This window comes from Mycolicibacterium arabiense (genome assembly GCF_010731815.2).
Taxonomy (GTDB): Bacteria; Actinomycetota; Actinomycetes; order Mycobacteriales; family Mycobacteriaceae; genus Mycobacterium; species Mycobacterium arabiense.
In genome coordinates this window covers 534,654-552,303 of record NZ_AP022593.1, presented here as the reverse complement: position 1 = coordinate 552,303, position 17,650 = coordinate 534,654, and the positions used below count along the sequence as shown (strand labels likewise).

General features: G+C 69.5%; 16 protein-coding genes. 11 read left to right on the top strand and 5 right to left on the bottom strand.

Going from position 1 to position 17,650, the window contains the following annotated elements; genetic code table 11:
- Window positions 1-11: 11 nt before the first annotated feature.
- Complete coding sequence (locus G6N61_RS04330; RefSeq protein WP_163917416.1) at window positions 12-932, bottom strand: sugar-binding transcriptional regulator; 921 nt, start codon at window positions 930-932, stop codon at window positions 12-14.
- A 130-nt stretch (window positions 933-1,062) separates the two neighbouring features.
- On the opposite strand from G6N61_RS04330, the gene G6N61_RS04325 reads away from it, so the two are divergent.
- The 11 genes from G6N61_RS04325 (at window position 1,063) to G6N61_RS04275 (ending at window position 12,074) form a co-directional block, all read left to right on the top strand.
- Window positions 1,063-1,701 carry an SIS domain-containing protein gene (locus G6N61_RS04325; RefSeq protein WP_163917415.1) on the top strand — a complete coding sequence of 213 codons (639 nt, stop codon included), beginning with the start codon at window positions 1,063-1,065 and terminating at the stop codon, window positions 1,699-1,701.
- Window positions 1,698-3,182 carry a xylulokinase gene (xylB, locus tag G6N61_RS04320; protein ID WP_163917414.1) on the top strand — a complete coding sequence of 495 codons (1,485 nt, stop codon included), beginning with the start codon at window positions 1,698-1,700 and terminating at the stop codon, window positions 3,180-3,182. Before G6N61_RS04325 ends, xylB begins: the two co-directional genes overlap by 4 nt.
- On the top strand, window positions 3,179-3,805 hold the full coding sequence (locus tag G6N61_RS04315; protein ID WP_163917413.1) for a beta/alpha barrel domain-containing protein: 627 nt from the start codon (window positions 3,179-3,181) through the stop codon (window positions 3,803-3,805). The genes xylB and G6N61_RS04315 overlap by 4 nt, the downstream gene beginning before the upstream one ends.
- Before the next feature lie 11 nt (window positions 3,806-3,816).
- Window positions 3,817-4,857, top strand: coding sequence for an NAD(P)-dependent alcohol dehydrogenase (locus tag G6N61_RS04310; RefSeq protein WP_163917412.1), 1,041 nt, complete (start codon window positions 3,817-3,819; stop codon window positions 4,855-4,857).
- Entirely contained in the window at window positions 4,854-5,618 is a 765-nt protein-coding gene (locus tag G6N61_RS04305) for an SDR family NAD(P)-dependent oxidoreductase (RefSeq protein ID WP_163917411.1), read from the top strand. Before G6N61_RS04310 ends, G6N61_RS04305 begins: the two co-directional genes overlap by 4 nt.
- Complete coding sequence (locus G6N61_RS04300; protein WP_163917410.1) at window positions 5,612-6,706, top strand: zinc-dependent alcohol dehydrogenase; 1,095 nt, start codon at window positions 5,612-5,614, stop codon at window positions 6,704-6,706. The genes G6N61_RS04305 and G6N61_RS04300 overlap by 7 nt, the downstream gene beginning before the upstream one ends.
- The gene (locus G6N61_RS04295) at window positions 6,703-8,304 is read left to right on the top strand and encodes a sugar ABC transporter ATP-binding protein (protein ID WP_163917409.1); all 1,602 of its coding nucleotides are present in this window, start codon (window positions 6,703-6,705) and stop codon (window positions 8,302-8,304) included. Before G6N61_RS04300 ends, G6N61_RS04295 begins: the two co-directional genes overlap by 4 nt.
- A gap of 107 nt (window positions 8,305-8,411) precedes the next feature.
- Window positions 8,412-9,335 (top strand): ABC transporter permease, encoded by a 924-nt coding sequence (locus G6N61_RS04290; protein ID WP_276078864.1) that lies wholly within the window; start codon window positions 8,412-8,414, stop codon window positions 9,333-9,335.
- Between the two features lie 55 nt (window positions 9,336-9,390).
- On the top strand, window positions 9,391-10,440 hold the full coding sequence (locus tag G6N61_RS04285) for a substrate-binding domain-containing protein (protein WP_163917407.1): 1,050 nt from the start codon (window positions 9,391-9,393) through the stop codon (window positions 10,438-10,440).
- An 80-nt stretch (window positions 10,441-10,520) separates the two neighbouring features.
- Window positions 10,521-11,570 (top strand): substrate-binding domain-containing protein, encoded by a 1,050-nt coding sequence (locus G6N61_RS04280; protein WP_163917406.1) that lies wholly within the window; start codon window positions 10,521-10,523, stop codon window positions 11,568-11,570.
- Between the two features lie 150 nt (window positions 11,571-11,720).
- Window positions 11,721-12,074, top strand: a complete 354-nt coding sequence (locus tag G6N61_RS04275) for a VOC family protein (RefSeq protein ID WP_163917405.1) — start codon at window positions 11,721-11,723, stop codon at window positions 12,072-12,074.
- On the opposite strand, the gene G6N61_RS04270 is transcribed toward G6N61_RS04275, so the two are convergent.
- The 4 genes from G6N61_RS04270 to G6N61_RS04255 are packed head-to-tail and all read right to left on the bottom strand — an operon-like array spanning window position 12,071 to window position 17,592.
- A complete protein-coding gene (locus G6N61_RS04270) occupies window positions 12,071-15,208 on the bottom strand; it encodes a helicase HerA domain-containing protein (protein ID WP_163917404.1) in 3,138 nt (1,045 codons plus the stop codon). The two genes, G6N61_RS04275 and G6N61_RS04270, sit on opposite strands and share 4 nt — an antisense overlap.
- Window positions 15,208-15,882, bottom strand: a complete 675-nt coding sequence (locus G6N61_RS04265) for a hypothetical protein (protein ID WP_163917403.1) — start codon at window positions 15,880-15,882, stop codon at window positions 15,208-15,210. Before G6N61_RS04265 ends, G6N61_RS04270 begins: the two co-directional genes overlap by 1 nt.
- Window positions 15,879-16,952, bottom strand: coding sequence for an endonuclease domain-containing protein (locus G6N61_RS04260; protein ID WP_235887407.1), 1,074 nt, complete (start codon window positions 16,950-16,952; stop codon window positions 15,879-15,881). The genes G6N61_RS04265 and G6N61_RS04260 overlap by 4 nt, the downstream gene beginning before the upstream one ends.
- Before the next feature lie 52 nt (window positions 16,953-17,004).
- Window positions 17,005-17,592, bottom strand: coding sequence for a hypothetical protein (locus G6N61_RS04255; protein ID WP_235887406.1), 588 nt, complete (start codon window positions 17,590-17,592; stop codon window positions 17,005-17,007).
- Window positions 17,593-17,650: the final 58 nt, after the last annotated feature.

Here is a 17,650-nt window from a genome sequence, read left to right as displayed (position 1 = left end):
GGGTCGGTCGGTCAGTCCAGAACGGCTGCGGCGACGTCGGTGTCGGTCACCAGCGACGACACCAGGCCGGAACGCAGGACGGCCTTGGTGGCGGCCACCTTCTCGGGTCCCGTCGCCAGTGCGATCCGGGTGGGGATGGCACGCAGCTGGGTCTCGTCGATGCCCATCCGGCGTTCGTCGAGGCCGGGGATGCGGTTGCCGTCGGCGTCGAGCAGCAGGGCGCAGGTCTCCGCGCACACCCCGGCAGCGGCCAGCGTCGCCACCTCCTCGTCGGTCAGCGACGCGTACACCTGGGAGGCGCCGGGCGCCCACGCTCCGACGGACACGATCGCGCAGCTCACCTTGGGGTGCCGTTCGACGGTCTCCCGGATCTGTGGGTTGCTGGCGAGGCTCGCGGCGGTGCGCGCGTCGGGCACCACGAGGGGCGCGTAGAGGGGCCAGGACTCGCCCCCGCTGACCTCGCTGATGCGCCGCACCAGGTCGGCGCCGTTGGAGGTGATGGCCCCGGCCATGCCCGTGAGTTGTACGACGTCGCAACGGGGTAGGGACGTCAGGAACGGTGCGATGTGGGTGAGTGTGCGGCCGCAGTCGACGCCGACGACGTCGCCGTCGCGCAGGATGGACTGGAGCAGTTCGGCCATCGCCTTGGCGACGGCGTGCACCCGGTCGGCGGCGTTGCTGGTGTCGGCGGAGACGGCGTAGGCGTGCTCGAGGCCGTAGCGACGCTGCAGGGCCGTGGAGAGGTCGACGTCGATCGAGCCGGGGTTGTGGATCTTGATCTCGACCATGCCCGACTCGATGGCCTCGTCGAGCATCCGGGCGACCTTGAAGCGCGAGAGCCCGAACTCCTCGGCGATCTGGATGCGGGTGCGCCCCTCGAGGTAGTAGCGCCGGGCTATCACCGCCCGCTGGAACAACTCGTCTGGCCCCATCCGTCCCCTCCCATGGGTCGAGAGCCGCTATGCTCACCTGCCGCTGCACATATGTGCAAGCCCGTTGACAGATGAGCATACGCATTGCATGATCCACATCACATAGACACATGAGTATCGGGAATCACAGATGAGCAATGAGGACAACGCGCTGGCATCGCTGGCCAGTTCGGTGTTGTCCCGGGAATCGGCTGCGCTCGGCGCACTCGTCGGCAACGTCGAGTCGAGTGTCGTCGCGGTCGCCCGGCAGATGCTCGCCGTCACCGGCAAGGTCGTCACCACCGGATCCGGCACGTCCGGGATCATGGCCGAGCGTCTCGCCCACCTGCTGTCGGTGTGCGGCACGCCCGCGGTGTACCTGCCGTCCATGGACGCACTGCACGGCGGCATGGGCGCCATCACCGGCGCCGATCTGGTGATCGCGATCTCCAAGACCGGCCAGTCCCACGAACTCGTCAACCTCGTCGAACGTCTGGGACGCAAGGGCATTCACGTCGTGGCGCTGACCGAGAGTCCCGCATCGCCGTTCGCGCTCGCCGCAGGCAGCGTCGCAGCGCTGCCGCCAACGCCGCCCGGCGCGGACCCCGGGGACATGATCGCGATGGCGAGCACCCTGGCGGTCGGCGCGTGGAGCGACGCGGTCGCGGTGGTCACGATGTCGATGCGCGGCCACACCGTCGGCGACGTCATCGACAGCCATCCCGCGGGAGGTGTCGGCGTTCGTGGTCACCGACCCGGTGACGAGACGGCGCCGGTGGTACCCGCGTGAGCAATCCAGCCGTGCTGGGCGTCGATTCGTCCACGCAGTCGTGCAAGGTCGAGATCCGCGACCTGGCCACCGGTCGACTGTTGGGCTCGGGCTCGTCCCCGCACCCACCGGCCTTCCCGCCCGTCGCCGAGCAACATCCAAACGAATGGGTCGCCGCATTCGTCGCTGCCACCGGCATGGCGATGGCCGCGTGCGACCAGCGGCCCGAGATCCGGGCGATCTCGGTCGCGGCGCAGTGCCACGGCATGGTGCTCCTCGACGAGCACGGCGACGTGCTGCGCGCCGCCAAGCTCTGGAACGACACGACCGGCGCGCCGAACCTGACCCGCCTGGTCGACCGCATCGGAGCGCGCCGCTGGGTCATGCGGATCGGCACGCTGCCGACGGCCGCGTTCACGATCGCCAAGCTGGCGTGGGTCGCGGAGAACGAACCGCGACTGCTCGACCGCCTGGCGACGATCCTGCTGCCCCACGACTACCTGACCTACTGGCTGACCGGGGAGAAGGTGACCGACCGCTCCGACGCCTCGGGCACCGGCTACTTCGACGCCACCGACGGGCTGTGGATCCCCTCCTACCTAGAACTCGCTGCCGGGAGCCGGGAGTGGGCCGCCACGCTGCCGACCGTCCTCGGCCCCGCCGACGCCGCGGGCACCGTGCTGCCTGCCAGAGCCGAGCAACTCGGCATCGGCGCCGACGTGCTGGTCGGTGCCGGCGGCGGTGACCAGCACGCGGCCTACCTCGGCCTCGGCCTCACCGACGGCGACCTGTACTTCAGCATCGGCACCTCCGGCGTCGTCGCGACGTCCTCGCGCGGCCCGGTGTTCGACACCACCGGTGCGGTCGACGGAGTCGCCGACATGACGGGCGGCTACCTGCCGTTGATGAGCACGTTGAACGCCGCCCGCGTCGTCGACCGGGCCGCCGTCCTGCTCGGCACCGATCTGGCGGGCATCTCGGCGCTGGCGCTGGCGGCCGGGCCCACCCAGGGTCCCGTCGTGGCGCCGTTCCTCGACGGTGAACGCACCCCCGACAGACCCGATGCCCGCGGCGCCATCGCCGACGTGACGTCGCGGACCACCCGCGAGGAACTCGCCCGCGCATTCGTCGAGGGGCCGCTGCTGTCCCTGATGTCCGGACGCGACAGCCTGGCCGACTGCGGCGTCGACACCAGCGGCGCGGCGACCGTCGTCGGCGGCGGAGCACGCTCACCCGCCACACTGCAGCTGCTCGCCGACCTGCTCGGCGACGAGGTCACGGTGCCCGACGTCGACGAGGCCACGGCCCGCGGTGCCTGCATCCAGGCCGCCGCGGTGGCGTCGCGTACCGACCGCGCTGGGCTCGTCGACCTCGCCAAGCGGTGGCATCCCGACGCGCGCGCACGCGTGACGCCGCGGGCACACGGTCGTGACCTTGGCGCGCTACGCACCCGGTGGGCCCAGCTCGCCGCCTCACCCGTGCTGGAGGGGGGCGCCCAGTGAACGACCTCGCGTCCTGGCACGCCGACTTCCCGGGGCTGCTGGCCGGCTCGGTGTACGCCGCCCACGGCTCGCGGGTGGCGGCCGCGCAGACGCTGGCCGACACCGGCATCGACGTCCACGTCGACGTGATGGCCGTCTCGGAGGGCCTGCCCGCAGGGGTCAGTCTCGACGAGCTGCAACGCATCTCGGCCGTCGTCCCGAGTGAGCGCATCGGAGTCCACGTCATCGGGTCCAAGGACTTCGTCGACGCCGTGCTGCCCAAGATCCTCGCCGTGCACCCCGGTGTGGTGTTCCTACCGTGGCAGGCCTTCACCGACGCGCGTGCCGACGCGATCCGAATGGCAGGCGGGTCGGCGTGGATCGCCGTGTGGCGCGAATGGGACGGGCTCGGCGAACCGCAGTGGCCCGCCGAACCCGACGGCGTCCTGGTCATGCTCATCCAGCCCGGCACCCAGGACCGCTGCCGGCTGGACCGGATCGGGCTCGTCACCGCCTGTACCGCCAAGTTCTCCGAACTACCCGTGGCCGTCGACGGGGGAGTCACCGAGGACGTCGCGCCGTTGTGCGCCGCCGCCGGTGTCCACCAGATGGTCGTCGGCCGCGCTCTGCTCACCACGACATGAAGGGAAACCACATGACTTCCACGTCACCCACCACCCCACCCGAGACGATGCGGGCCAGCGTCATGACCGACGTGGGGACGCTCGAGATCGAGGACCGGCCCGTCCCGGCGCCCGGGCCGTACGAGGTCCTCGTCGAGGTCGCCGCGGTCGGCGTCTGCGGATCCGACGTGCACTACTACCGGCACGGCCGGATCGGTGACTTCGTCGTCGAGGACCCGATGATCCTCGGCCACGAACTCTCGGGGCGCATCGCGGCGGTCGGTGAACGCGTCGACCCGACGCGCGTCGGCCAGCGGGTGGCCGTGGAGCCGCAGCACCCGTGCCGACGCTGCAAGCAGTGCACCGCGGGGCGCTACAACCTCTGCCCGTACATGGAGTTCTACGCGACGCCGCCGATCGACGGCGCGTTCTGCCGCTACGTCACCATCGACGCCGAATTCGCCCACCCCGTGCCGGATTCCATGTCCGACGACGCGGCGGCGCTGCTCGAGCCGCTGTCGGTGGCGATCACCACCATGCGCAAGGCCGGGGTGGAACCGGGCTCGTCGATCCTGATCGCCGGCGCCGGACCCATCGGCGTGCTCTGCGCGCAGACCGCCCGTGCCTTCGGCGCGTCACGCATCGTCGTCACCGACCTCCTCTCGTCCCGTCGCGAGAAGGCGCTGAAGTTCGGCGCCACCGAGGTGCTCGACCCGACCGCGGTCGACGTGTCGGCGATCGAACCCGTCGACGCCTTCGTCGACGCCACCGGAGTGCCCGCCGCCGTCGTCAGCGGCATCAAGGCGGTCGGCCCGGCCGGACACGTCGTGCTGGTCGGCATGGGCGCCGACGAGTACGCGCTGCCGGTCAGCCACATCGCCAATCTGGAGATCACCGTCACCGGGGTGTTCCGCTACACCGACACCTGGCCCGCGGCAATCCATCTGGTGTCCAGCGGGGCGATCGACCTCGACTCGATGGTGACCGGACGCTACGACCTCGAACACGTCGCCGATGCCCTCGACAGCGACACCGACCCTGCCAGCCTCAAGTCGATTGTGAATCCTCGATGACACAGAACCCCTTTGACCTCACCGGCCGCACCGCCCTGGTGACCGGCGGAAACCAGGGCCTCGGCAAGGCCTTCGCGATGGGGCTGGCCCAGGCCGGCGCCCGCGTGGCGTTCTCGGGCCGCAACGCCGAGCGCAACCAGAAGGTGGTCGCCGAGGCCTCCGGTGCCGGCATCGACCTGCACGCGATCACCGCCGACATCACCTCCCAGGCCGACGTCGACCGGATGACGGCCGAGGCGCTCGACGCACTCGGCCGCATCGACGTCCTCGTGAACAACGCAGGCACCTGCTACCACGCGGAGTCATGGGACGTCACCGAGCAGCAATGGGACGACGTGTTCGACCTCAACGTCAAGGCGCTGTGGGCATGCTCGCTCGCCGTCGGTGCGCACATGCGCGAGCAGGGATCCGGCTCGATCGTGAACATCGGCTCGATGTCCGGGCTGATCGTGAACCGCCCGCAGTGGCAGCCCGCCTACAACGCCAGCAAGGCCGCCGTGCACCACCTCACCAAATCGCTTGCCGCCGAATGGGGTCCGCTCGGCATCCGCGTCAACGCCCTAGCGCCCGGTTACGTCAAGACCGACATGGCGCCGGTCGACCGTCCGGAGTTCAAGCAGCACTGGATCGACGACGCGCCGCTGCTGCGCTACGCCATGCCCGAGGAGATCGCACCGAGCGTGGTCTTCCTGGCCAGCGACGCAGCCTCGTTCATCACCGGGTCCGTGCTGGTCGCCGACGGCGGGTACACCGCATGGTGACCGCCGCCGAGCCGATCCGCCGGGTCGTGGTCAACTCCCTCGACGACGTCGTCATCGAGACCGTGGCCGAGGCCGAACCGGGCGCGGGCGAGGTGCGCGTGCGCAGCACCGTCGTCGGCATCTGCGGATCGGACCTGCACGCGGCCTGCGGCCACCACCCCTTCATCGACCTGCCCTACCGGCCAGGCCACGAGGTGGTGGGCGTGATCGACGCCGTTGGATCCGGTGTCGACGACTCCTGGGTCGGCAGCCGCGTCGCCGTCGAGCCCAACCTCGCGTGCGGGCACTGCCCCCAGTGCGAAGCGGGCAGGTACAACGTGTGCCGCGAGCTGCTGGTCCTCGGGTGCCAGACGCCAGGGGCACTGGCCGACAGCTTCACCGTGGCCGCCGATCGCGTGGTCGCGCTGAACCCCACCCTCGACGACGATCACGCCATCCTCATCGAGCCGCTCGCCACGCCGATCCACGCCGTGCGCCGTGCCGCGGCAGCGGTGGGCGACCTGCGCGGGCGCCCCGTCGTCGTCATCGGCGCGGGACCGATCGGGCTGTTCGCCCTGCTGGCGGCCCGTCAGGCCGGGGCCACCGTCGTGGTCGCCGACCTGCTGGCATCGAAGCGGGAACGTGCCGAACGCCTCGGCGCCGCAGGCAGTTTCGATCCGACCGCCACCGACGCCGTCGAGGCCGCGCACCGCCTGCTCGGTGGACCGGCCGCCGTCGTCATCGACTGCGTCGCGATCGAGAGTTCGGTGGCCCAGGCCGTCGACCTCGTCGACAAGGGCGGCGCGATCATGATCGTCGGCGTCTCGTCCGGTGCGACGCCGGTCCGGCTCGACCTCGTCCAGGACCGCGAACTCTCGCTGATCGGCAACCTGATGTACGTGCGGGAGGACTTCCTCGCCGCGATCGATCTGCTGGCGTCGGGCACCGTGCCGATCGACGAGTTCATCAGCGCCCGTTTCGACCTCGAGCAGTCCGCGCAGGCGTTCGCTGCGTCGGCGGATCCCGAGAACGTCAAGGTGGTGGTGTCGGTCGGTAGCACTGGCGAGCCCGTGTCGGTCGGCGCCGCATCGGTGGGGAGCTCGTCATGACCTCTGCGTCCCCCTCGGTGCACGCACCGCAGGCAGCGATCCTCGAGTGCTCGGACATCACCAAGAGCTTCGGCGGGGTGCCCGTGCTGCGCGGCATCACGCTCAACCTCGAACCCGGCACCGTCACGGCGCTGGCGGGCGAGAACGGTGCTGGCAAGTCGACGCTGATGAAGATCGTCAGCGGCCAGTACAGCGCCGACTCCGGTGACGTCACCGTCCAGGGCACCCACCTGGCGCCCGGCAATCCCCGTGACGCCGTCCGGCACGGCGTGGCGATCGTGCCCCAGGAGCTCGCGTCCATCGAGGACATGACGGTCTACGAGAACCTGTTCGTGGGGCGGGAACTGAAGCGCGGGCCGTTCCTGAACCGGAAGGCGATGATCGACGAGGCCAGGGAGACGCTCTCGGCGTTCGACGTCGCCATCACTCCGACGGCGCGGATGGGCAGCCTGCCCGTCGGGCTACGTCAGATCGTCGAGATCGTGAAGGCCGCGCGCACCGGCGCGCAGGTCGTCATGCTCGACGAGCCCACGTCCGCGATCTCCGAACGCGAGGTCGAAGGCCTCTACGGAATCGTGCGCCGGTTGCGCGACCACGGCGTCGCGATGGTCTACACGACGCACAAGATGGCCGAGATCCGCGCCATCGCCGACCGGGTGGTGGTGCTGCGCGACGGCGGCCTCATCCTCGACGAGCCGCTCACCAACGTGACCGACGACGACATCGTCACCGCGATGATCGGCCGGGAGCTCGACGCGCTGTTCCCCGCTCGCGTCGACCCCAAGGCGGAGGCGGTGCTCGAGGTCCGGGACCTGCAGGTCGACGGAGCTTCTCGGCCCGTGTCGTTCTCGGTTCGGTCCGGCGAGATCCTGGGCCTCGCAGGCCTCGTGGGTGCCGGACGCACCGAGCTCCTCGAGGCGATCTTCGGTGCGCGGCACACCTCGTCCGGCGAGATCGTCGTGCGCGGCCGGACCGTGAAGCGCAACTCCCCGGCAGCGGCCATCGCCGACGGCATGGCGATGGTGCCCGAGGACCGCAAGATCTCCGGCGTCGTGCTGTCGATGAGCGTGCTGGACAACGGGTCGCTACCCCGCCTGTCGGCGTTCAGCGTCGCGGGATGGCTGCGCGGCAAGGCCAGGACGACGGCCGTCTCCGACGTGATGAAGTCGGTGCGGCTGCGCAGCAGCGGCCTGAGCCAGCAGGTCGGGACGCTGTCGGGCGGCAACCAGCAGAAGGTGGTGCTGGCCAGGTGGCTGACCGGTGACGTCAACGTGCTGCTGCTCGACGAGCCCACCCGCGGCGTCGACGTCGGCGCCCGCAGCGAGATCTACCGCATCATCACCGAATTCGCCGAGGCCGGCATGGCGGTGGTGATGGCGTCGTCGGACATGCCAGAGATCATCGGTCTGTCGCACCGGGCGTTCGTCATGCGCGACGGCGCGCTGGTCGGAGAACTCGACCGCGACGCGCTCGACCACCCGGCCGTCCAGGAATCCGTATTCCGCATGGCGACCGCACTCGACGGGCCCCAGCACCCCGAGAGCCCATCAACCCCCACGGCCGGAGATCGGCCCCAGTCACCGGAGGCAGCATCGTGACCACCCAACTCGACACCGAAGGCGGCCAGGAGGGATCCAAGACGGTCGTCGCGTCGCCGACGACGGGCGAACCCGTGCGGCTGTTCTCCCGTGAATGGCTCAGCGGCATGGCGCTGCGCTACTCGATGGTGATCATCATGCTGCTGGTGATCGCGTACTTCAGTTACCGCAGTGCGCGATTCGGCACCGTCGACAACCTGGTGACGATCCTGGTCGCGGCGGCACCGTTCGCCCTGATCGCGCTGGGGCAGACGCTGGTGGTGCTCACCGGCGGCATCGACCTGTCGGTGGGCAGCGTGATCGCGGTGTCGGCCATGGCAGGTGCCGCCACGGCCAAGGCCAACCCCGGCCAGGTCTGGATGACGGTCCTGGTCGCCATGGTGGTCGGCCTCGCCGTCGGCTCGGTCAACGGAATCCTGGTCTCGCGCATCAACGTTCCACCGTTCATCGCGACGTTGGGCACGCTCACCGCCGGGTCGGGTCTGGCGTACGTCATCGGCGGCGGCGCACCGATCAACGGCCTGCCCGCCGAGTTCGGGTCGATCGCCAACACCAAGATCCTCGGCCTGCAGATCCCGGTCCTCGTGATGATCATCGGCATCATCGTCCTGATGGTCGTCATGCGGCGCACCACCTACGGCATGCGCGTGTACGCCGTGGGCGGCAACCGCAACGCCGCCGAGATCGCAGGCATCAACGCCAAGAACGTGCTGTTCAGCGTCTACGCCTTCTCCGGCCTGCTGGCAGGCATCTCCGGGGTCATGCTGGCGTCACGCGTCATCTCGGGTCCGCCCAACCTCGGTCAGGGCTACGAGCTCGACGCCATCGCCGCCGTGGTGATCGGTGGCGCCAGCCTGATGGGCGGCCGCGGCACCATCTGGGGAACGGTGCTGGGCCTGTTCATCATTCAGACGCTCAACAACGGTCTCGACATCCTGGTCGTGCCCGCCTACTGGCAGGACGTCATCAAGGGCGTCCTGATCGTCGCGGCGGTCGCCGTCGACGTCTGGTCCAACCGCCGAAGAACTTGACCCGCCTACCCCATTGATCGCTTCGAACACCGACACAACCAGAAGGAATGACCAGATGAGACTGACAACGAAGTTCGTCACCATCGCCGCGGCAGGAGTGCTGGGGCTGGGACTGTCCGGCTGTGGAGCCGGCGACACCGAGGCCAACAGCGACACCACCCGCATCGGCGTGTCGGTGTACGACATGAGCTCGTTCATCACCGCGGGCAAGGAGGGCATGGACCAGTACGCCAAGGACAACAACATCGAGCTGGTCTGGAACTCCGCCAACCTCGACGTCTCGACCCAGGCCAACCAGGTCGACTCGATGATCAACCAGGGCGTCGACGCCATCATCGTCGTTCCCGTGCAGGCTGATTCGCTCGGGCCGCAGGTCGCCTCGGCCAAGGCCAAGAACATCCCGCTGGTGCCGGTCAACGCCGCACTCGACAGCAAGGACATCGCAGGCAACGTCCAGCCCGACGACGTCGCCGCCGGTGCCCAGGAGATGCAGATGATGGCCGACCGCCTCGGCGGCCGCGGCAACATCGTGATCCTGCAGGGCCCGCTCGGACAGTCAGGCGAACTCGACCGCAGCAAGGGCATCGAGCAGACCCTGGCCAAGTACCCGGACATCAAGGTGCTGGCCAAGGACACCGCCAACTGGAAGCGCGACGAGGCCGTCAACAAGATGAAGAACTGGATCTCGGGCTTCGGGCCGCAGATCAACGGCGTCGTCGCCCAGAACGACGACATGGGTCTCGGTGCGCTGCAGGCACTCAAGGAGGCCGGCCAGACCAACGTGCCGATCGTGGGCATCGACGGGATCGAGGACGGGCTCAACGCCGTCAAGAGCGGTGAGTTCATCGGCACGTCGCTGCAGAACGGCACCGTCGAACTGGCCGCCGGACTGGCGGTCGCCAACGCGCTCGCCAAGGGCGAGCAGGTGAACACCGAGCCGGTCTACGTGATGCCCGCCATCACCAAGGAGAACGTCGACGTCGCGATCGAGCACGTCGTCACCGAGCGGCAGAAGTTCCTCGAGGGTCTCACTCAGCTGACCACCGAGAACCTCAAGACCGGCGACATCGCCTACGAAGGCATCCCCGGACAGAAGCAGGCCTAGTAAACACGTGCGATTCGTGGAGCATCTCCCGCGCTCACCGCGGGAAATGCTCCACGAATCGCGAAACAGGAAGGAATCGAATGAGACTGACGACCAAACTGGGCGTAGTCGCCTCGGCAGGGCTGTTGACACTCGGCATGACGGCCTGCGGCGCGGGCGACACCGAGGCCAACAGCGGAACCACCCGCATCGGCGTCACGGTGTACGACATGAGTTCGTTCATCACCGCAGGCAAGGAGGGCATGGAGACCTATGCCAAGGCCAATGACATCGAGCTGGTGTGGAACTCGGCCAACAACGACGTCTCTACCCAGGCCAGCCAGGTCGACTCCTTGATCAACCAGGGCGTCGCCGCGATCATCGTCGTTCCCGTGCAGGCGGATTCACTCGCTCCGCAGGTCGCGTCGGCCAAGGCGAAGAACATCCCGTTGCTCGCGGTCAACGCTGCACTGGACACCCCGGACCTGGCGGGCAACGTGCAGCCCGACGACGTCGCCGCCGGTGCCCAGGAGATGCAGATGATGGCCGACAAGCTGGGTGGCCGTGGCAACATCGTGGTGCTGCAGGGCCCGCTCGGTGGATCCGGTGAGATCAACCGCGGCAAGGGAATCGACCAGGTACTCGCCAAGTACCCGGACATCAAGGTGCTCGCCAAGGACACCGCGAACTGGAAGCGCGACGAAGCGGTCAACAAGATGAAGAACTGGATCTCCAGCTTCGGGCCGGAGATCAACGGCGTCGTCGCCCAGAACGACGACATGGGTCTCGGCGCGCTGCAGGCGCTCAAGGAGGCCAACCGCACCGACGTCCCGATCGTCGGGATCGACGGCATCGAGGACGGGCTCAACGCCGTCAAGAGCGGTGAATTCATCGGCACCTCACTGCAGAACGGCACCGTCGAGCTGTCGGCGGGCCTCGCCGTGGCCAACGCGCTGGTCAAGGGCGAGCAGGTGAACACCGAACCGGTGTACGTCATGCCCGCCATCACCAAGGAGAACGTCGACGTCGCACTCGAGCACGTCGTCACCGACCGCCAGAAGTTCCTGGACGGCCTGACCGAGCTGACCGCGCAGAACCTCAAGAGCGGCGACATCGCCTACGAGGGGATTCCGGGGCAGAAGCAGCCCTAGTCGCGGATACCGGCAGGTTCTCGACGGGGTGACCGTGGGCCCCGTGTACGCGCGTCGCGTGACGTGCGTACACGGGGCCCATACTCGTCTCGCGATGAGTTTCTGGCCCGCACCTGGTCGGTATGGAGAATCCAACGAAGGGAACAGATCGTGTCGATCGAACACGTGCTCGCCGTCGTCCCGGTGTCCGACCTCGACCGGGCCAATGCCTGGTACCAGAAGCTCTTCGGGCGCCCCGCCGACAACAACCCCATGCCCGTGCTCGTCGAATGGCAGTTAGTACCGGGTGGCTGGGTTCAGGTGTTCGTCGACGCCGACCGCGCCGGATCCGGCCTGCTGAACGTCGCCGTAGACGATCTCGACCGGCACGTCGCCCAGGCGGCCGAGCAGGGCCTGGCGCCCGGTGACGTCGAGGATGTCAACAAGGGCGTCCAGCTGTCGACGCTTCGAGACCCCGACGGCAACCTGATCCGGCTGATCGGCAACTTCCGCGTCGAGTATTAGGTCGCGGGTCGCGGCCGCAGTGGACGCTGAGCGATCTCCAGCACCTCGTCGGTGGTCGGCGGACTCTGCGGGTGGTGCGACAGGCACCACGGCGTCCGGATCCTATGGAAGGCAAGCCCTTCCAGCGCCACGTAGAAATTGCCTGCCCGCAGCTTGCTGATGTCGGGCACCTCACCACCCTTGACGCGGGCCATCTCCCTGGCCGTGGCGATCTGGGCGGGCGCGTTGAGCAGGCCGTAGAACTGCGTGGTCGAGTTGCCGGGGATGTGCAGGTGCAGGCCGCGGGGCGCCTGCGTCGCGAATACCAGTCCCAGACCGTACTTTCGGGCCTGGGAGACCAGCGCGAGCGTGCTTCGCGTGCAGGCGGTGTAGCGGTCGGACGGTGCGAAGTTCTGTGCCTCGTCCATCACCAGCAGTCCGCCGAGCGGGCGGTCGGCCGCCGGGTTCCGCTTGATCCAGGAGAACAGCGCCATCTGCAACTGGTTGACGAAGCCCTCGCGCTGCTGGTCGCTGGTCAACCCGATCATGTTGATCACCGACACCCGGGCGCGGTAGCCGTCCGACGGCGTGAGCAGCACTTCAGGATCCGCCGGGGTACCGCTGCCGCCGAACAGGGGATCGTTGACCATCGCGGCATGCAGGTTGGCCGAGAGTTCGGCTGCCAGCTTCGCGCCCTTGGGCAGCTCGCTGACGCCGTCGGGCAGGTCACCGAGCATGGCGATGAATCCCGGTAGCGTGGCCTGGGTTTCGCGCCGAGCGTAGTGCCGCAGTGCGACTTTGAGCACGGCGCGCGACTGCATCGCCTTCGCCGTGTTGCCGGTGATCAACGCGCGCGGCTCGAGCGCGGCGACCGCCGAGTCGACGGCGTCCTCGAATTCCTCGGCGCTGTCGCGCACTCCGTCGAAGTCGGGCAGCGGCTGGAACGACAGCGGTCGGCCGGAGTTCCTACGGGGCGTCCACACCACGACCTCGGTGCCCGCGAAGTACTGCTCGGCGCGAGCGTCGTCCGAGGGGTTCCAGCCGTCGGGGCGCTGCGGCCACGGGTCGCCGAGTCGGGACAGGTCGTTGTTCGGGTCGAGCACGATCGACGACACCCCGCGCAGGGCTGCCTCTTCGATCAGCCGCCGGATGAGCACCGTCTTGCCGGAGCCCGAACCCGCGAAGATCGAGGTGTGCTTGCGCAATGCGGCGAGGTCGACGGTCACCGCGCCGTCGCCTGCGTCGACGCCGAGGGGCAACTCGTGCGCCGAGGCCGCGACCGTCGGGTAGGCCGCGGCGGCCGGTTCGGCCTGCACCGGAACCGAGGGCGCCGGCACCGGCGGCGGTTCGTCTCCGGCGAGGTCGCCGAAGGCCGTGCGCAGTAGTGCCACCGAGTGCGCGGGCCTGCGGGTGCGCAACCACGCCATCAGCCCGGCGTCGTCGTCCTCCAGCATGTCCCGCAGCGCGAAGCTGGTGCGCAGATCGTCGTCGGACATCGGCAGCGTGCGGCCACCGGCGGCCTCGAACTCGGCGATCAGTTCTGCGGTCTTCCTGCCGCTCGGCCACGGTGTGTTGCGAAGCAGGAACAGTCGCCGCTTCTGTGAGCCGGACGCGGAACCCGCTGCGCTACTGGCATTTCGGATCCTGGTCTGCGCCGCGATCGCATTCGTGGCGGCGATCGCACGGAACGCCCAGTGCCGCTCGTCGTCGGTGGAGGAGTCCAGGCTCTGGCGCAGCCGGGCGTGCAGCGGCGGCTTGTGCCCCGGCGGGGGATCGAGCCGGAATGCCTGCTCCTCCTCGCCCAGCTCGGCGATCCAGGCGTCGAGCACCGCACCCAGCAGGGCGGGCACGGTGGTGTCCTCGCCGTCGGGTTCCAGCGCCGCGGCGGGCACTGCGCGGCGCCGGTATTCGGCGAAGACGGCGTCCAGACCTGTCGGATCGGTGTCGCCGGACCGGGGTTCACTTGCGGGCACCTCGTCGGGCGCGGTGAGTGAGGCCAACTCGACCAGCGTGTCGCGTTCGAGGCAGCGGCGGACGTGGGCGTCGGCACGCTTGAGTAGTTCGCGCGGCGTGAACTGGGGCGCCTCGTCGAACGCCGACGGCAGGATCGGCCAGCTCGGGTACGGCGGCGTGAAGCCCTTCGCGGCGTAGCTGGTGGAGAATCGGCGCTCGAGGATCGCGCGGCCGAGATCGGCGGTCGGCAGCGGCCGCAGCGGTGCGGTGACCCGGAACCGGTCGCTCACCGTGCCCACTGCGCGGGTCTCGATGGACTCCCACACGGCGGGCAGACACGCGATGACGGCGGGGGAGCGACGCATGGTCTGACGGATCGCCATCAGGCCGTGGGCGACGTGTTCGAGGTCGCGGTTGTCCGTGCGGCCTGCCACGTCGGTGGCATCGGTCGACTGGGCCAGCAGCGTGTCGATCTGATCGATCGCCAGTACGGCGGGTCCGGCCAGCGCGATGATCCGGGAGATCTGGCGCACCGACTCCTGCGGTGTCAGCGTGGGGTTGGGCAGCCGCCAGGCGGCGCGGGCGGCGTCGTCGAGGTCGTTGCCGGACAGGAAGGCCTGTCCGACGTCCTGTAGTCCCAGGTCGCCGGATCCGAGCAGAACCAGGGCGCGCAAGGTGTGGTGGCATTCCCTGACGGTGGCGCGGTGTTCGCGGTGCAGTGCGTTGACGAAGCGTTCGACGATCTCGGGTGTCACGTCGTCGTCGCCGATGAGCGATCGACGGTCCGCGCGACCGACGTGCGCCAGCGTCGAGAGTTGCCACAGCAGGTCCTTGAGCTGGGTCTCGCGTTCGCCGCCGGGCCGGTTGAGGCTGTCGAGGATGCCGCCGTGGGCGGACTGCCAGAAGCTGGTGGCGTCGAGCAGTTCGACGAGCAGGAAGAACCCGCCGCGGGCCTGAACGCGTTCGCGGACCTGACCCAGTAGATGCGTCTTGCCGGACCCCGCGCGGCCCCGGATGACCACGCCCAGCGGGTTGGAGTCGGGGTTCTCCGCCGCGTCGGAGAAGGCGGCATCGACCTCCTCGAGGGCGAATTCGTTGAGTCCGCCGACGTGGAGGGCACCCTGGGAGTGCCAGAGGTCGTCGGCGGTCGGCGCCCACGTCAGGCGCAGCCCCGCCAGGGCGTCGCGCTGGCCGGTGTCCATCACGGTTCGATCGCGATCAAGTGGTTGTCCTTGTTGCCGATCCGGACCGCCGCGGTGCGATCCGCATCGGTCAGCGTCTTCTGGTTCTCCTCGGGGATGAGGCTCACCCCGGGCGCCTGATAGAGGCGCAGCAGCGCCGTGTCCATCTCGTCTCGCGAGACGTCGGGCAGTGCGGACCGCACCTTGACCAGCCCGACCCAGCTGCCGGGACGACGGGCGAGCTGCCGGTATGCGCTGCGAATCCTGTCCTCCACGTCCCCTCCGACCGTGCCTTCCCGCTCCGGTGCGACGCCCTCGGTCGAGACGCCCACCGCCGCGTAGTCGTCGACGGGTGCGAACACGTCGGCCAGCGCCAGATCGGCGTGATCGAGATACCGGCCCAGCGCCTTCATCAACGTATACAGCGTCTTGTTCTGGCCGCGCACGCCGTCGGGTGCGTCGGTGCCGATGATGGCACGGCACAGCTTCCAGCCCGCGTCGGTGAGTTCGAGGACCATCGGGCTGCCGGGCTTGACGTCGATGAGTCCCTTGTCGCGCAACCGGTCTCGATGGTTTTTCTTGAGTTCGGGTCCCAGGTCCCGCAGTCGCGGATTGGGCACGGGAGCCGCTTCGGCCATCAGGACCAGCAGGACCGCCTGCTCGGTTCCGGTCAACTCGTCGGGGAGAACGCTCACGTGGCGTTGCCTTTCTGCCGTCGGTCGGTGAGGAGTCGTTCGATGGTGGCCAGGACGGTCGCGGTGTCCCGGTGGACGTCGTCGTTGGTGAATCGCAGGACCGCGTACCCGGCGAGCACCAGGGCGTTGTCGCGGCGGCGGTCGTCGGCGTACTTCAGGGCACCCCGGTGATCGGGTCCGTCGATCTCGACGGCGCAGCGGGCGTCGTGCCACATCAGGTCGACGCGGATCGGCACGTCCAGCGGATGCGGCTGGTGCACCTGGTTCCACGTGCGGCCCGCGGCCCAGGCGCACCGCGCGAGACCGGCTTCGAGTGCGCGTTCCGCGGTGCTGCGGGGGTGCGGTCGCCCCGCGACGGCGGGGTACTCCGGTGGCGGCGCGGGGGCGGTGGGCGTCGGGGTCAGGGTCTCGACGAAGGCAGGCAGTGTCGGTCGGCGGGTCGGGAAGCGGTCGAGTTCGGCGAGTTCGGCGCCCACCAGCCAGACGGCCGCACCCGAGTGGTCGGCAAGCCAGGATGCCGCCGCGGCGACGAACGCCCGGCCGTCGAGGTCGAGAGGCGTGACGCAGTCGAGCAGTACCGCGACGCGGTCCCGGCCGTAGGCGGCCGCCACGACGCGGATCAGGCCGCGGGCCCGGACGTCGGCGGGATGACCGTCGACCTCGCGGCCGATCAGCGCGCCCTCGGCGAGCGCTGCGAGGAACGGACCGTAGTGCGTGCTGTGCGCGGCGAACGACTCGGCCAGGCGTCGCGCCGTGCGGCGCTCGAATGCGGTTGCGCCCTCGAGGTGTTCTCCGCCGGGCAGCCATGCGGGAAACACCGCGCGGGCCACGACCTCGAGTTGGGCGAGTACCTCGTCGACGACGGTGGCCGCCGAACCGGCCGGGGCCACGTCGCAGCCGATCACCACCGGAGCGCCGTCCGGGAGCGGGTCGAGGCTGATGGACAGTGCGGCGCGATCGACGCCCGCGACGCGGGTCACGCCGTCGAGCGGGAGGCCCGCCCAGGTGGGCGCGGACGCAGGCACGCAGTCGTCGGCCATGCTCACCCGTACCCCCTCGGCCTGACCCACCGGTCCTCATCGTGCCTCACCGCGACCGCCGCCGCCGCCCGCCGTCGTCCCGCTACGGTGCGTCGGCAGGTACCTCGACGTAGGCGGGCGTGAAGCCCTCGGCGGAGAAGGTGAAGCCTTGGCGGCTCTTGTCGGACATGCACGACACCCCGGTCGCCTCCTGCACGTTGCAGCGGAACCCGGCCACCGACAGCACGCGATTGAACGGGAGTTCGGCAGGCGTGCCCTCGGCCAATCCGAAGCCGGGCGGATCCACCGCGCTGAACCGTGGCTCGCCGTCGCGGGGCACCTCGATCGCGTTCGGCGTGCTCTCCTCGCCCGTGGCGTCGAGGACCGAGTCGGGCGCTCCCGTGATGCCCAGGCTGGACTGTCCGCCGGCGGCCTGGCAGCCGGCCGTCACCCGGGGCACGATCGCACACTCCCATCGGCCGCTGGGAGTGGTGAAGAAGTACCAGGTGGCGCCGTTGACCTCGCCCGCGTAGTCGAATCCGTTGACCTGGTGCTCCACCCGCGGCTGCTGCGGCGGGGCAGGCGACGGGGGCGTGGTCTTGGTCGTGACGGGCGGTTCGCCGGTGTCGACGACCGGCCCGGAGCAACCGAGGGCTAGGAGCGCGAGGCTCAACGCGGCGGTTCGTTTCATGGCACGCATATCGGCCACCCAGCGTGCCCGAACGCACACGCGACGGCGCAGGCGGGTG